The following is a 13,990-nucleotide window of genomic DNA, read 5'->3' as shown; positions in this document are numbered from 1 at the left end:
AACAAGGCCGGATAATAAATGGTTTGCCGCTATATGCCGTAAAACCACATTAGCAGCCGCTCAAATGCGCGCTGCGGCAGAATGCGGCGCAACAGGATGGCAGACTTTTGAATAAATGGCCCTACGGTATAATGTAGTTCTGGATTTTTCTTCCCGATAATACGGGCCACGGCCTTTGCAATGACGATTGGTTGAGCCGCCTGACTGACTTCTTCGTTGATCTGATGGTGAATTTTGGCAAAACGATCCGCGTATACCGAGTTTTCCCGCAGGTTGACGACCAGTCGGTTTTGATTGATACTTGTCGCTATGTCTCCGGGCAGCAGGCTGCACACCCGAATATTGAATTCCTTTAACTCCATGCTCAAAGACTCGGTTAGAATTTCCAGCGATGCCTTCGAAGCGCTGTAAATCCCCCGGAATGGCAGGCCCATTTCGGCAGCGATGGAACTGATATTGAGGATCATACCGCTTTGTTGCGACCGGAGAATGGGGATGATGGCGCGACAAACACGCAACGTCCCCATCACGTTGGTGTTGAATACCGTGTGAATGAGTTCATCCGTAGTTTCTTCCAGTGGTCCCACGATACCCAACCCGGCGTTGTTGATGAGCACGTCTATACGCCCGGCTATTTCTAACACCTGACTCACGGCCTGCCCAACTGACTCCTCACTTGTAACGTCCATACAAACCCACTCAAAACCAACGTTTTTTTCAGGTTCGCTGCGACTGGCTCCAAATACCCGGTACCCTTTTTTGACCAGATACTCTGCCGTACTCCTGCCAATGCCCGATGAGGCACCTGTAATGAGTATGACTTGAGAAGTAAAGGACATTGGAAAGGATAAAGACAACGGCAATATTAGCGAATGAAAAAACCTACGGCCTTCGCTGCGAAAGCCGTAGGTTTTTTTCTAAAAAAATCAATCCTGCATTAACGGGCATAAGCTACAGAGCGCATCTCCCGTATCACCGTCACCTTGATTTGGCCGGGATATTGCATTTCTTTTTCAATTTTCTGTGAAATATCGAAGGACAGCAGACTCGCTTTCTCGTCGCTGACATTCTCTGCATCCACGATCACACGGATTTCGCGCCCTGCCTGAATAGCGTAGCACTTATCCACGCCATCAAATGCAGTAGCCAGATTTTCCAGATCCCGCAACCGCTTGATATACGATTCCATCATCTCGCGTCGTGCCCCTGGTCGCGAGCCGGAGATGGCGTCACAAACCTGAATAATGGGTGAAATAAGGCTGGTTTTCTCTATTTCGTCGTGGTGAGCGCCAATCGCGTTGAGTACTTCGGGATGTTCTTTGTACTTCTTGGCCAAATCCATACCCAACAACGCGTGCGGCATATCAGATTCTTCTGGATACACCTTGCCGATATCGTGCAGCAGCCCGGCTCGCTTGGCTAGCTTGGCATTCAGTCCTAGTTCAGAAGCCATCGTAGCGCAAAGTTTTGCCACTTCCCGCGAGTGCTGAAGAAGGTTCTGCCCGTAGGAGGACCGGAAACGCATCCGCCCGATCATTTTTACTAATTCGGGGTGCAGGCCGTGCACTCCCATATCAATCACGGTGCGCTCGCCGATTTCAACGATCTCGTCCTCGATGTTCTTGCGGGTTTTGGCGACTACCTCCTCAATGCGGGCCGGGTGAATACGACCGTCCTGTACAAGGCGGTGAAGCGACAGCCGGGCAATCTCGCGGCGAACGGGGTCGAAGCCCGAGATGACTATAGCCTCCGGTGTATCGTCTACAATGATTTCTACGCCCGTAGCGGCTTCGAGCGCTCGTATGTTCCGGCCTTCCCGCCCAATGATTTTGCCCTTGATGTCGTCGTTTTCAATGTTAAACACTGACACGCAGTTCTCGATGGCATGCTCGGCCGCGGTACGCTGAATGGTTTCGATAACGATCTTTTTGGCCTCTTTCGTGGCCGTTAGCCGCGATTCTTCTATCACATTTTTGATGTGCGAAGCAGCCTTGGTCTCGGCCTCGGCTTTGAGCGCGTCTACGAGTTGGTCGCGGGCTTCGGCGGCAGTAAGATTGGCGATTTTTTCCAACTGCGATACCTGTTGCTGTAGCATCTTCTCCGCCTCCTCACGCCTTTTAGTAGCGGCTTCGGTTTGTTGGGCCAGGTTGGCCTTCTGGCTTTCGAGATCATTTTCCCGGCGCTTATTCTGCTCCATCATCTGGGAAATGGACTGCTCTCGCTGCTTTAGCTTCTGCTCGTTGGTTTGTAGCAGGCTCTTTTTACGGTTGGACTCTTCCTCAAATTCCTCTTTAAGGCGCAGGTACTTTTCCTTGGCTTCAAGGATACGGTCTTTCTTGATGTTCTCGGCGCTGACTTCGGCGTTGCGCAGTATTTCAGCGGCTCGGGCATTCGCCTCCGCTTCTTTCTTTTCGGAAGCTTTTTGGTAAAGTGATTTTCCGAAGTAAAATCCAAGGCCGCCCGTAACGACTGCCGTGAATATTAACACTATAAGGTCTGACATATTCATTTCCTGTTAGGTGGTTTACGATACTGACCACCCACACGCAATTAAATACCGAACTGTAGTGTCGAAACAAATATTTTGAGTTTGAAACCAAAAATCTATAAAGCCTCCAAAAGAGTGGCATCCAGGTCATCCATCTGTATTTCGAGGGCAGCTATCATATCTCTTAGGTTATTCTGAGATTTCTGAAGAGCAACTATGCAGTCAATGGCAGCCAGGGCCACGGCCTCTTCCGGAAAGTGGGTCTTCCTGTGGTGTTCCACCTTTTTTATAAACGTATCGTATCCTTCTTTATAGAACGACTCTTGACTGGCAGGCACACTAAGGTTAAAGCCCTTGTCAAAAATTTTTATAAATACGCTTTTTTGCGGTTCAGGCCGATTCTTATCCATTACATGGTGTCTTCGAGCATCTCAATGCACCGATCTATCTCAATTATATATTGTTCGACTGATTCTTTCAGTTCGGCTAAACCGTCTGTGGGTGTCAGCTTATCTCTGACAATTGTAGCAAAATTTTTAGATTTATTAAAATCTTTCTGTATTATAATATTCTCTTTCCGGATTCGCCTGATCTTTTCTTCGAGTTGGCGATTCGCCGCTTTTAGTTCGGTGTTTTCACGCTCGAGCTTCACCAGGTCCCATTTCTGCTTGCTATTAATCGCAATCAAATGCCCCAACTTCTCCTTAATGTCGTTTATCTTCTTGTTTATGTGATCGAGCGGAAAAACAGCCATCTTCGTTTATTGGAGTGTTGATAGTGGAGAGTTGAAATTGCGCGGCATCCAAACTGCCTCTGCGGGCCGCCCCTACTTCCGAATCACTGCGCCCAAATCCTTTTCAAACGAAGTCATCAAACGTTGCATGGTTTTGTCGATGACTTTGTCGGTCAGGGTCTGTTGTTCGTCTTGCAGGATAAAACTCAGTGCGTAAGCTTTTTTGCCTCCAAGCGACTCACCCTCAAATACGTCAAACACGTTGACTTCCCGTAACAGTTTTCTCTCCGTTCGGTGGGCGATTTGCTTCAGCTGATCAAAGCTGACCGACTTCTCCAAAACCAGTGACAGGTCCCGGCGCACTTCGGGGAAGCGGGTCACTTCCTCGTACTGCACCACCGGACTATACTGCTTTAAAAGGTAGTCCCAGTCAAGGTCAGCGTACCAAACGGGTTTTTTCAAACCCGCTTTCTTGGTCAAAGCGGACTGCACGAGTCCCAGACTGACCAATGTTTTCTTATTCAGAGTCAATTCCAGCCCCGACTGAAAAATCTTATTGTTTATCTTTCCCGTTTCGGTGCCTTTCACTTTCATAGCGGTCAAAACCCGCTGCACGGCTCCGGCCAAATCGTGGAACGCCACGTCCCGGCTTTTTTCAAACCAGCTCTCGGCGGCAACATCGCCCGTGATGAAAACGCAGAGATGTCCCTTTTCTACGTACTTCCCGTCCTTTTTGTGATAAGTTTTTCCAAACTCAAAGAGTTTCAAGTCAGCCTGCCGGCGATTGACGTTGTAAGCCAGCGTCTCCAATCCCCCGAAAAGCATGGTCTGACGCAATTCTGACAAGTCCTCACTCAAATAATTCAGAATCTTCACCGGCTCTCCCGGCAGTTCATCCGCCAGGGTAGTCTGTCCCTCGGGTTTGGTCAACGAATTGTTTATTATCTCAAAAAAACCGTTGGCCGCCAGCGTTTCCGAACAGCGTAGCCGCAGCTTGTCAGGATCATTAAGCGGAAAATCCGACAGATAATCTGAGCCCAGAGCTGGCGAAAGCTCCACGTTGTCGAAGCCATAAATCCGCAATATCTCTTCAATTATGTCAGCCTCGCGCTGCACGTCAACCCGATAAGGCGGTACAATGGCCCTAAATCCCTTTTCATTTTCGCCTTCAATCCTGATATCCAGCTTTTCCAGGATAGATTTAATCAAAGACCGTTCCAGTTCTTTCCCGATCAGGCGATTGATATTGCTATATTTCACCGCTACCACAAAATCGGCGATCGGCTCGGGATAAAGATCGACTACATCGGAAGAAACTACCCCGCCCGCGATTTCTTTCAGCAGCAAGGCCGCTCTTTTCAACGCGAACAGCGGCATATTCGGATCAGTGCCACGTTCGTAGCGGAATGAAGCGTCGGTCTTCAGGCTGTGCCGCTGGGCCGTCCGCCGGATCCAGTCCGGCGAGAAATAGGCCGATTCCAGAAAAATAGCCGTAGTGCCGAACGTAACGCCAGACCTGGTCCCGCCGAACACGCCCGCGATGCACATGGGTTCTTCGGCGTTGCAGATCATCAGGTCGTCCGCCGCCAGCTTGCGCTCGACGCCGTCCAAAGTCGTGAAAGGGGTACTTTCCGGCAACGTCTTTACGATAATCTGGTTTCCAGTCACCGCGGCCGCATCGAAGGCATGCATCGGCTGGCCCAGTTCGTGGCATACGTAGTTGGTAATGTCCACCACGTTGTTGATGGGCCGCACTCCGATGGCCGTCAGGCGTTGCCGAAGCCATTCCGGCGATTCCTTAACTGTCAGGTTACTCACCGTCAGGCCGCAGTAACGAGGTGCGGCGGCAGCATTTTCCACAACTACCCCCATCGGCAGGTCATGGTTGTTTACTGCAAACTCATCCACCACAGGCAGCGCGATGTCCCGATCCAGCACGGCTTTCAGGTCGCGGGCTACGCCAAAATGCGAGGCAGCATCGGCGCGGTTGGGCGTCAGGCCAATTTCGAAAACGTGGTCAGATTCTACGCCAAAGTACCCGGCAGCGGGAGTGCCGTTGGGTACATCTGTATCAAGTACCAGAATTCCGGCATGGGAAGTACCCGTACCCAGTTCGTCCTCGGCACAAATCATGCCTTCCGACACCGCGCCCCGGATTTTGGCTTTCTTGATAACCAGCGGCTGATCACTACCCAGCGGATGCAGCGTCGCCCCAACGGTCGCGACGACTACTTTCTGCCCTACAGCCACATTAGGTGCCCCGCAGACAATATCGAGGGGGTTTTCTCTTCCTACATCGACTGTTGTAATGCTCAGTTTGTCGGCATCGGGGTGCTTTGCACACGTCAGCACCTCGCCGATGACAACGTCACGCAAGCCGCCTTTAATGGTTTCGACTTCCTCAATGCCTTCTACCTCCAGGCCCGTGCCCGTCAGCAATTTTCCGATTTCCTCGGGACTTTCGTTTATAGGTAGTAGCGTCTTTAGCCACTTGTAGGATGTTTTCAACGTTCTTGGTTCTTGGTTCTTCGCTCAGTGTTCTCTCTACCTGGGGCTGTCAGCACTCCACTCACAGTAGTTGCTATAATCTGGGTATGCTACAATTCCCGAAATACGGACACCTCGGGTGGCCCGGCAAGAACACTGGTGCTAAAAAAACAAAATTAGTGCTTTTCTGCGTCAAATTTTTCACCGGCTTCGATAGCAGCTGTCATTGTGTTCTCGGGCGGGGGAAGGGGACAGGCGTAGTCGGGGGCATAGGCACAATACGGATTGTACGCTTCGTTGAAGTCGATGATGAGCGAATTGCCCTGTACCTTTTCGGCGGGCAGGTCGATGTACCGCCCGCCGCCGTAGCTTTCCAGGCCGGAAGTTGCGTCGCGAAAAAGTATAGAAATCGTACCCTCATTCTTGAGTAGAAGCAGTCTTTGTGGTACTCCTTTTACGGTGAAATCGGCATAGGCCATTCGCTCATAGGTGGCAGTGGTGCCATCGGTGTAAGGTAATTTCAGTTCTTTGTCGGGGCCATCGTAAGGCGTAAGCTTGGCCAGTACCCGGTAATCCTGATCGGGCTCGTAGTATTCCAGGCCACTGAAAAGCTTCACATCCTCAATCGGCGACTCCTCCGAAGTACGGAACAACTGGTCTTTTTGCTTTCTTTGCTGCGCCAACCCTGCGGCGTACTGCTCCTCGGGAATTTCCTCCATGGTCACCAGCCCCTGAACTTCGGCCGGCTTTTGGAATGTTTCAAGCAGAAAATAGGCGACGATGGCCAGAAACATGACCAGGGTGCTGTATCGGATTATTTTGTTTTTAAACATTGTTTCGGTTTTTGAGCTGCAAAATTCCGATGTTCAGCGGGGAATAGCAAATCCGGCAGGTGTGATTTGAGTGAACATCGGGTGGCTACCCTGCGATAGCAGCGTTACTTTGTCGTTGTCGCATTTCTAATTTAAAACGCTTTATTAAAAAAATGTTTACCGGAATCATAGAATCCCTTGGACAGGTCACAGACATTCGGCAGGAAGGCTCGAACCTGACTTTTCACCTGAATTCCCCGCTGGCGGGTGAATTAAAAGTAGATCAAAGCCTGAGCCATAATGGCGTGTGCCTGACCGTCACGGCAGTAATGGGCGATTCGTACAGCGTCACCGCTGTGCAGGAAACACTTTCCAAAACCAATCTGGGACAATTAAAAATCGGCAGCCGGGTTAATCTGGAACGTTGCATGGTGGCTAATGGCCGCTTCGACGGCCACATCGTGCAGGGCCACGTGGATCAGACTGGCGTTTGCACCGAAGTACAGGAACTGGACGGCAGTTGGTTGTTCGACTTCTCATTTGATGCGTTTCTTGGGAACATTTTGGTGGAAAAAGGCTCGATCTGCATCAATGGCGTGAGTTTGACGGTTTTTGACGTTACGGACGACACTTTTCGGGTTACCATTATTCCCTATACTTACGAAAACACCAACTTTCACGAGTTGCGGGCGGGTAGTATAATAAATCTGGAATTCGATGTTTTAGGCAAATACGTGCAGCGCATTCTGGGACGGTCAGCTTAACTGTTGTTGGCGGGGCGAAATATTAATTTTACTTTTACCGTTCAAAAAACGAAATGCCCCCGCTGCTACATGGCTAAGATAAGTACCAACTCCCGAACCGACCTAATTATCCATATCGGGATTATCCTTTCCCTCGTCACTGTTCTTTTTCTCGCTTTCTTCTTCCTGTACCTGCCTATGCGCACCAACCACGGGGAGTCGATCACCGTGCCGGACCTGCGCAAGATGAACGCCGAGGAACTGGAAGATTTTCTGGATGAGCGCGACTTGCGCTATGAGGTGAGCGACTGTACGTTTGTGCCCAAAGTACCACCGCTAACGGTTATCTCGCAGTACCCGCAGCCGGGTTCCAAAGTGAAGGAGGGCCGGAAAATATACGTAACGGTGGTCTACCGCACCGCTCCGCTGGTGAAGATGCCCAAACTGACCGATATGACGCAACGCAGCGCGCAGATGCTGCTCAAAAGTTCTGGACTGGAAATCGGGAACCTGCGCTATGTCCCTGATCTGGCGCAGGGCGCGGTGCTGAAGCAGATGTTCAAGGGAGAAGAAATTTTGCCCGGGCAGCCCATTCCGAAGGGATCAAAAATAGATTTGGAGGTAGGTGATGGCTTGGGCGAAACGCGCTTCGACATGCCGGAGGTAGTCGGCATGACACTCGACGAGGCAAAATTCCAGATTGTGGGCGCGGGCTTGAAAGTTGGCCAGATTATGGTAGTGGAACCCGATGACGCCAAGTATGGCGACGCCGCTCCCGGAACCGTGGCGCGACAAAATCCCGATGCGAACAATAATGTACGCATCGGCGACGTAATTGACCTGTGGGTTATCCGCCCGTCCGACGACTTGAATGAACCTCAGACTAACTTTTAGCCACCTATCCCGTTTCATTGCGCTTTCGCTTGGCCTGATCCTGGGTCTGGCGACCGCCGTCCGGGCGCAGCTCGAGCTAGTCCCTTTGGGACCTAATTTGGAGGTTTCCGGTAACGTTAGCCATGATAACGTAGCCCCGAACGCACGCTTACAGGCCATAGCGCTTCCCTTTTTCGACGATTTTTCGACCGCTGCTTCCACCCGACCCGACCCGCAGCTTTGGGTGCCGGGGAGCGGGGTGTATATCAACAACACTCTCACCACCAACCATCCCTCGATTAACATCGCGACCTTCGACGGGCTGAAGGCCGATGGCGTTCCCTACAATTTCATAAGCGAGCAGGCACAGGGCGACTCCGATACCCTGACCTCGCAACCGATCAATCTGGCGGGACTGGTGGCGGGCGATTCGCTGTATCTCAGTTTTTACACCCAACCCAAAGGGCTCGGCGAACTACCCGACCGCGCGGATACTTTCCGGCTGGAATTCCTGAATCAGAAGGGCGATTGGATTGCGGTCTGGAAACGCGGCGGCGGCGACCCGGACACTACCTTCCAACGAACGTTTCTGCCCATCAGCGACCCGGGTTTCCTGCACGCCAATTTTCAGTTTCGTTTCCGGGCCTTTGGCCGCTCCTCGGGGGCATTCGATACCTGGCACCTCGATTACATTTATCTGAATAAAAACCGCTCGATCTCTGATCGTTTCATTAAGGACATCGCCGTCAGGAAGCCCCTTACACCGCTTTTCAAGCGTTATACCGCGATGCCCTTCAAGCATTATTTTGCCAATCCCGCCGCTGAAACGGCTGATAGTGTTCGCACCGACATTGTCAACCTGTTCAATAATTTCAACTTTACGTCTTTTACTTTTACCATCACCAATCTCCTGAGCGGGAAAGAAATCCAGCGCTACCAGGAGCCCGTTTCGCAGATCATTGCCGCGCAACAAACCCAATTGAAAAGCGTCCCGGTCAAGCCCCTTACAAAACCCGACACCGGGCAACGCATGTTGCTTCGCTACAAGTTTGACCTGCTCACAACCGATGATCAGAACCCGACCATCCCAACGGTAAACTTACGCCGTAACGATACCATCAGCGCCACCACCGAACTGAGTGACTACTACGCCTATGATGATGGCAGCGCGGAATTTGGGGTCAGGATGAACCAGCGGCTGGGACGAACCGTCGTGCGGTTCATCACCAAAACCCCCGACACGCTGGGCGGCATGCGTATGGCTCTGGTACCTATCCGCAAGGACGTGAGCGATCAGGGCTTTACCATTCAGGTGTACAGCAACCGCAACGGCCGACCCGACCAGGTACTTTACCAGAAGTCGGTGCCGGTGCAGTACGGCACCGCCCGCAATGAGTATACGACCTATGAGTTCAATGAAGGTGTTGCAGTGACGGACACCTTTTATGTCGGCTGGCTGCAAATCAGCGCGGAGGGCCTTGCGGTGGGTTTCGACCGGAATTCCAGCCTGGGTACTTCTGAGCTTTTCTCTAACCTCTCGACCGAATGGGCCTTGAACACCGACCTGCAGGGCAGCGTGATGGTGCGGCCCTTTTTCGGAGGCAAAGCGACTGGCATAATCACCAGTGCCGAGCCACTACCGACGCTGCAAGTCCAGGTTTTCCCGAATCCGACGAATGGTTTGATCCGCTGGGACAACTCAGCCATTCGGCAAATCGACGTTATATCACTCCAAGGCAACAAAGTAAAAACCATTCAACCTGCCGATGGTCAGCATGAAGCCTCTATCGCCGAACTACCTGACGGGCTGTACATTTTACGCCTTACAGACGGTGTCCGGGTAGTTAGTCAAAAGATTTTATTGAAAAAGTGAAAGGGCCGTCGGCAGTTGGCTATCGGCTTTGTGCCATCGCATGAACACCCGGTACTTTTTCTTTTCGAATAAATTTACAATCAATTAGAAACAGTAAGTTTCGGGCTTATTGCATACAGCAAATCAAATGTCATCATCCCCGACAAATATGGATATCACCGTACAAGAACTGAAGGAGCGCCTGGACAACGGCGAAAAAATGAATTTTTACGACGTTCGCGAAGAACACGAGTACGAAGACGACAATCTGGGGGCCACGCTGATTCCGTTAGGAAGCCTCCCCGATAAACTGGAAGATTTGAAAGCGAAAAAAGACGAAGAAATTATTGTCCACTGTCGCTCAGGAGCCCGGAGTGGAAACGCCCAGAAGTACCTGGTGGCTAATGGCTTTTCCAATGTCCGTAACGTAACGGGTGGGATTCTCGCTTATCGGCGAATGGAGGAAGAAGAGGAAGAGGACTGAGAATTAGTTGCGGGAGGTTCAGGTAAGTAAAGGGCCAGAACACAAATGGTTTTTTAAAGTCTTGAAACGACTGAAAGTACCCTGTCCAAAAAATTAAAGCCCCATTTTGGTGGTCACCCACTCCTTTACCCCCGCATAATCCTCTGCCTGGAACCAGGTGAAATTTCCCTGGTGGCGAAACCACGTCAATTGCCGCTTGGCGTAGCGGCGGGTGTTCTGTTTGAGCAGGCGGATCATTTCCGCCTCATCGTAGCTACCATCCAGAAATCCGTACACTTCCTTGTAGCCCACCGTTTTGAGGGCGTGTTGGTCGCGGTAGAAAATGACGCCTCTGGCTTCATCGATCAGCCCATCGGCCAGCATTTGGTCTACCCTGCTTTCTATGCGTTCGTAAAGTTCGCCGCGCTCGCGTTCGAGGGCGATAGGAATAATATTGAAGGGGCGCTCGGCGGGTTTTTCTTTTTGAAAAGAAGAAATCGGCCGGCCCGAACTGTAAAAAATCTCCAGAGCCCGCACGACGCGCTGCGGATTATGGAACTCGTCCGTGGCTGAAAACACCGGATCGACGTGTTGCACATCAGCCTGCAGGTACTCCAACCCATCTTCCCGTAATTGCCGCATCAGCTCCTCGCGAAGCCCCGGCGTGGGACGGGGCAGATCGTCAAGCCCCTGGCAAACGGCTTTTACATACAAGCCTGAGCCTCCCGTCATAATGACGCAGTCCTTCTCCTGGAACAGTTTGTTTAACAAAGCCAATACATCCCCCTCAAATTCGCCCGCACTGTACGTTTCGGCCACAGAATGCGAGTTGATGAAGTGGTGCGGTACCTGACTTAATTCAGCCACACCAGGCTTGGCGGTACCAATGGTCAATTCCCGGAAAAACTGCCGCGAATCCGCCGAGATAATCTCGGTATCCAATTCTTTGGCTAATTTTAGGCAAAGTTCGGTCTTGCCCACGGCGGTAGGACCTACGATGACGATGAGGCTCTTTGGTGATTTGCTGAACTGTGTAATTGTCTGAATGTTGTTGACTTGTTGAAAATCGTTACCCTGTTTCGAATTACTACCTGGTCAAGAATTGTGGCTTTGGAATACTATTTCTTATAAAAAATAAATATGGAATTTTCCACGCTGCTATCGTTTATTCTGCTACTTGGCCTGGGAGCAGGAGGCGGAATCTGGTTTTACAATAATTTTGGCAGTGGTAGTCGCCAAAAGCCTGAACCTACCAAGGAAGCCTCCGTCCTGATCGACCGCATCGAAAAGGTATTCAAAGTAGTGATGGCTGAGGGGTACTTCACAGAAATATACAACTACCAGCACGACCTTGACATTTGGCACCTTTTCAAAGATAAAAAAAAGGCGCTCATCATTGCCAAAGCCAAAGTACTGGTCGGCTTCGATTTTTCCAAGGTACGCTGGCGCGTCGAGGGTGAGAGCCGTCAGTTGGTGGTGGAGTATTTTCCCGCCCCGGAAATTCTGTCGATGGATACCGAGTACAAATTCTACGACATCGAGTCAGGCTGGATCAACCGCTTCAAAACCGACGATCTGACCAATATCCTGTCGGAGGCCAAGGAGGTCATGAATGAAAAGGCAATGGAGAGTGATCTGCCCCGCATTGCCAATAACCAGATTCAACTGATGATGTACCAACTCGCCGCCAGCATGAACTGGAAGGTAGAGATGCAGCTCAGTGAGTCGAATCAGAAAATGCTGGAACTGTATTCGGCTTACCGGGATCTGGATGTGGAGGTAGAGTCTTTACCGCCTTTGAAAGAAAAAGGTTAATCGGCAAAAGGTTAATGTCTTGTTACCAATGACTTATAGGATTTGAAAGCGTAGAGTACCGTTTAACCTTTCACCGTTTGACCCACTAAAGGTTTTTTCTATTCTCCCAGAGGCTGCACCATTATCACCTCTTCTTTTTCCACCACCACCGCACCCGCCGGTAACCCTTTGGGTTTTCTCACAAATTTTTTGGGCGTTACGATCACCGGGCAAAGGCTGTCGGTGCGGCGCTTGGAGTACCAGGCGGCCAGTTCGGCGGCGCGTTCGATGACGGGAGCCGGAAATTTCCTGCCCGCCTGGTACTTGATCAGGACGTGAGAACCCGTGACGTCGCGGGCGTGAAGCCAAAGATCTTCTTTATGAGCGTATTGCTGAGTAAGCAGGTCGTTATTTTTAGCGTTTCTGCCCACCAGAATAGTGTAGTTCTGAAACTCGACCCGGCGAAAAAGCTGCCCCTGATCTTCGGTAGCTTTTCCGGGCGCAAGGCCGTTTTTCTTGACGTAATTCCGCAGGTCACGCAGCAGGTCAATATTTTCCAGGGCTGCGTAATGCTCGCGTAGTTGGATTAACTCCCCTTCGCGCGAGTCCAGATTCTCCTGAATTTTATCCGTTTCTATTTTCTCATTTTTGGCCTTCCGATAGTATACCTCTGCATTTTTTTGGGGCGAAAGGTCTTTTTTTAATTTTATGGAAACGGGCTGGTCACGGTAAAAATCGTGCAGTTCCACCCTTTCGGCGCGCTCCGGAACCAGATGCAAATTGGCCATCAGAATGTGCCCCAGTTCCTCATTTTTACCACCTTCTTCCAGTTCCACGAGCTTCTGAAACGAATTGGCGAGGTAGTTTTCCGTTTGTTTAATGCGCTTTTGCAGCAACCGTAGCCATTCGGCCTTCTCCTTTTCCAGGTTGCCGATGCGGGCGTAGGCATAATAAAAGCGGTTGAGGGCTTCCAGCGGATCGTCGAATGTCTCCGTGATGTCGCCCACGGGCAGCAGCGAGAGCGTGGGCAGGTGATCTAGCTGGGTGAAGTAAAAAGTCGGGTGAAGTAATTCCTGCAAAGTACCCTGAATGATTTCCCACTTCCCAGCAAGGGTTCCGGCGGATTCCAGCTTTGGTTGGAGGTAGGTTTTCACCACTTTTCCAAAAGTCGGGAACAACATGCCAAGCTTTCCGTCCTGTGCCACGAACGCTTCAAAAGATTGATCCAAATCGCGATCTAGTTCGGGTAGTTTCAGGGCGTGGTCGCCCGTGAGTTTATTATTGAACACTTCGACAACCTCGCCTTTCTCATCAAAGCGCACGATGTTGGATCGATTGCCGAACAATTTGAAGACAAGTACCTCGCCATTTTCCAGGTAGATTCCCAAAGCCCGCTCGTTGTCGAACACCCGCACTTGACTGACTGTTTGTTCGTACAAATCAGTGAACAAATCCACGCTGTTGCGGCGGGCGCGATCAAACTGTTCGGGAAAACTCAGGCTGGCAAAATCGGGTCGTAAAGAGGCTTTGATGAAGAAGGGCTTGTAGAAATTATGCTTCCCCCGTCCCTCGGCAAACACCAGGATGATTTCGTCACGCTCCTGGCTGAATGCTTCCAAAAACCGTTTCCCTCCAATTTCCCGGTCGAGCGCCGGCGCCAGTTGGCGGAGAAAGTAGTGGTTTTGATGCATAATCGGGAAAAGAAAGCGAAAGGGTAAAAAGGAGAGTTGTGACAGGTGAGAAAG

13 protein-coding genes are annotated in these 13,990 nt (G+C 50.9%); 5 read left to right on the top strand and 8 right to left on the bottom strand.

The window, feature by feature from the left end; translation table 11 throughout:
* Positions 1 to 29 precede the first annotated feature (29 nt).
* The 6 genes from IE117_RS05250 to IE117_RS05225 form a co-directional block, all read right to left on the bottom strand.
* The gene (locus IE117_RS05250) at positions 30 to 839 is read right to left on the bottom strand and encodes an SDR family oxidoreductase (protein WP_189563264.1); all 810 of its coding nucleotides are present in this window, start codon (positions 837 to 839) and stop codon (positions 30 to 32) included.
* Positions 840 to 937: 98 nt separating this feature from the next.
* On the bottom strand, positions 938 to 2,503 hold the full coding sequence (gene rny / locus IE117_RS05245) for a ribonuclease Y (protein ID WP_374757950.1): 1,566 nt from the start codon (positions 2,501 to 2,503) through the stop codon (positions 938 to 940).
* A gap of 101 nt (positions 2,504 to 2,604) precedes the next feature.
* Entirely contained in the window at positions 2,605 to 2,898 is a 294-nt protein-coding gene (locus IE117_RS05240; protein WP_189563262.1) for a cell division protein ZapA, read from the bottom strand.
* A complete protein-coding gene (locus IE117_RS05235; protein ID WP_189563261.1) occupies positions 2,898 to 3,242 on the bottom strand; it encodes a hypothetical protein in 345 nt (114 codons plus the stop codon). The genes IE117_RS05240 and IE117_RS05235 overlap by 1 nt, the downstream gene beginning before the upstream one ends.
* 72 nt (positions 3,243 to 3,314) lie before the next feature.
* A complete protein-coding gene (gene pheT, locus IE117_RS05230; protein WP_189563260.1) occupies positions 3,315 to 5,729 on the bottom strand; it encodes a phenylalanine--tRNA ligase subunit beta in 2,415 nt (804 codons plus the stop codon).
* 155 nt (positions 5,730 to 5,884) lie between these two features.
* Entirely contained in the window at positions 5,885 to 6,541 is a 657-nt protein-coding gene (locus tag IE117_RS05225) for a DUF1684 domain-containing protein (protein ID WP_189563259.1), read from the bottom strand.
* A 152-nt stretch (positions 6,542 to 6,693) separates the two neighbouring features.
* Between IE117_RS05225 and IE117_RS05220 the strand changes: the two genes are divergently transcribed.
* The 4 genes from IE117_RS05220 to IE117_RS05205 all read left to right on the top strand — a co-directional run bounded on the left by IE117_RS05220 (position 6,694) and on the right by IE117_RS05205 (position 10,472).
* The gene (locus tag IE117_RS05220; RefSeq protein ID WP_189563258.1) at positions 6,694 to 7,284 is read left to right on the top strand and encodes a riboflavin synthase; all 591 of its coding nucleotides are present in this window, start codon (positions 6,694 to 6,696) and stop codon (positions 7,282 to 7,284) included.
* Between the two features lie 69 nt (positions 7,285 to 7,353).
* Complete coding sequence (locus IE117_RS05215; RefSeq protein WP_189563257.1) at positions 7,354 to 8,157, top strand: PASTA domain-containing protein; 804 nt, start codon at positions 7,354 to 7,356, stop codon at positions 8,155 to 8,157.
* A complete protein-coding gene (locus IE117_RS05210) occupies positions 8,135 to 10,009 on the top strand; it encodes a T9SS type A sorting domain-containing protein (protein ID WP_189563256.1) in 1,875 nt (624 codons plus the stop codon). Before IE117_RS05215 ends, IE117_RS05210 begins: the two co-directional genes overlap by 23 nt.
* A 148-nt stretch (positions 10,010 to 10,157) precedes the next feature.
* Positions 10,158 to 10,472 (top strand): rhodanese-like domain-containing protein, encoded by a 315-nt coding sequence (locus IE117_RS05205; protein ID WP_189563255.1) that lies wholly within the window; start codon positions 10,158 to 10,160, stop codon positions 10,470 to 10,472.
* Between the two features lie 93 nt (positions 10,473 to 10,565).
* Here IE117_RS05205 and miaA read toward each other — a convergent pair whose 3' ends face one another.
* Complete coding sequence (gene miaA, locus IE117_RS05200; RefSeq protein ID WP_308439279.1) at positions 10,566 to 11,450, bottom strand: tRNA (adenosine(37)-N6)-dimethylallyltransferase MiaA; 885 nt, start codon at positions 11,448 to 11,450, stop codon at positions 10,566 to 10,568.
* Between the two features lie 141 nt (positions 11,451 to 11,591).
* On the opposite strand from miaA, the gene IE117_RS05195 reads away from it, so the two are divergent.
* On the top strand, positions 11,592 to 12,266 hold the full coding sequence (locus tag IE117_RS05195; RefSeq protein ID WP_189563254.1) for a DUF4230 domain-containing protein: 675 nt from the start codon (positions 11,592 to 11,594) through the stop codon (positions 12,264 to 12,266).
* A gap of 98 nt (positions 12,267 to 12,364) precedes the next feature.
* Here IE117_RS05195 and IE117_RS05190 read toward each other — a convergent pair whose 3' ends face one another.
* Positions 12,365 to 13,936: an NFACT RNA binding domain-containing protein gene (locus IE117_RS05190; RefSeq protein WP_189563253.1), complete on the bottom strand. Its 1,572-nt coding sequence runs from the start codon at positions 13,934 to 13,936 to the stop codon at positions 12,365 to 12,367.
* Positions 13,937 to 13,990 lie beyond the last annotated feature (54 nt).

The sequence above is a fragment of the Persicitalea jodogahamensis genome (assembly GCF_014651615.1).
In the GTDB taxonomy this organism is placed as follows: Bacteria; Bacteroidota; Bacteroidia; order Cytophagales; family Spirosomataceae; genus Persicitalea; species Persicitalea jodogahamensis.
Note: the sequence above shows the minus strand (reverse complement) of the source record. Positions and strands in the feature narration are given on the sequence as shown.

What these genes read in the sequence shown, in the direction of transcription:
- rny (WP_374757950.1), bottom strand. Translation starts at nt 2,503, where the DNA reads ATGTCAGACCTTATAGTGTTAATATTCACGGCAGTCGTTACGGGCGGC.
- IE117_RS05210 (WP_189563256.1), top strand. Translation starts at nt 8,135, where the DNA reads ATGAACCTCAGACTAACTTTTAGCCACCTATCCCGTTTCATTGCGCTT.
- IE117_RS05215 (WP_189563257.1), top strand. Translation starts at nt 7,354, where the DNA reads ATGGCTAAGATAAGTACCAACTCCCGAACCGACCTAATTATCCATATC.
- IE117_RS05205 (WP_189563255.1), top strand. Translation starts at nt 10,158, where the DNA reads ATGGATATCACCGTACAAGAACTGAAGGAGCGCCTGGACAACGGCGAA.
- IE117_RS05190 (WP_189563253.1), bottom strand. Translation starts at nt 13,936, where the DNA reads ATGCATCAAAACCACTACTTTCTCCGCCAACTGGCGCCGGCGCTCGAC.
- IE117_RS05240 (WP_189563262.1), bottom strand. Translation starts at nt 2,898, where the DNA reads ATGGATAAGAATCGGCCTGAACCGCAAAAAAGCGTATTTATAAAAATT.
- IE117_RS05195 (WP_189563254.1), top strand. Translation starts at nt 11,592, where the DNA reads ATGGAATTTTCCACGCTGCTATCGTTTATTCTGCTACTTGGCCTGGGA.
- IE117_RS05250 (WP_189563264.1), bottom strand. Translation starts at nt 839, where the DNA reads ATGTCCTTTACTTCTCAAGTCATACTCATTACAGGTGCCTCATCGGGC.
- IE117_RS05235 (WP_189563261.1), bottom strand. Translation starts at nt 3,242, where the DNA reads ATGGCTGTTTTTCCGCTCGATCACATAAACAAGAAGATAAACGACATT.
- IE117_RS05220 (WP_189563258.1), top strand. Translation starts at nt 6,694, where the DNA reads ATGTTTACCGGAATCATAGAATCCCTTGGACAGGTCACAGACATTCGG.
- IE117_RS05225 (WP_189563259.1), bottom strand. Translation starts at nt 6,541, where the DNA reads ATGTTTAAAAACAAAATAATCCGATACAGCACCCTGGTCATGTTTCTG.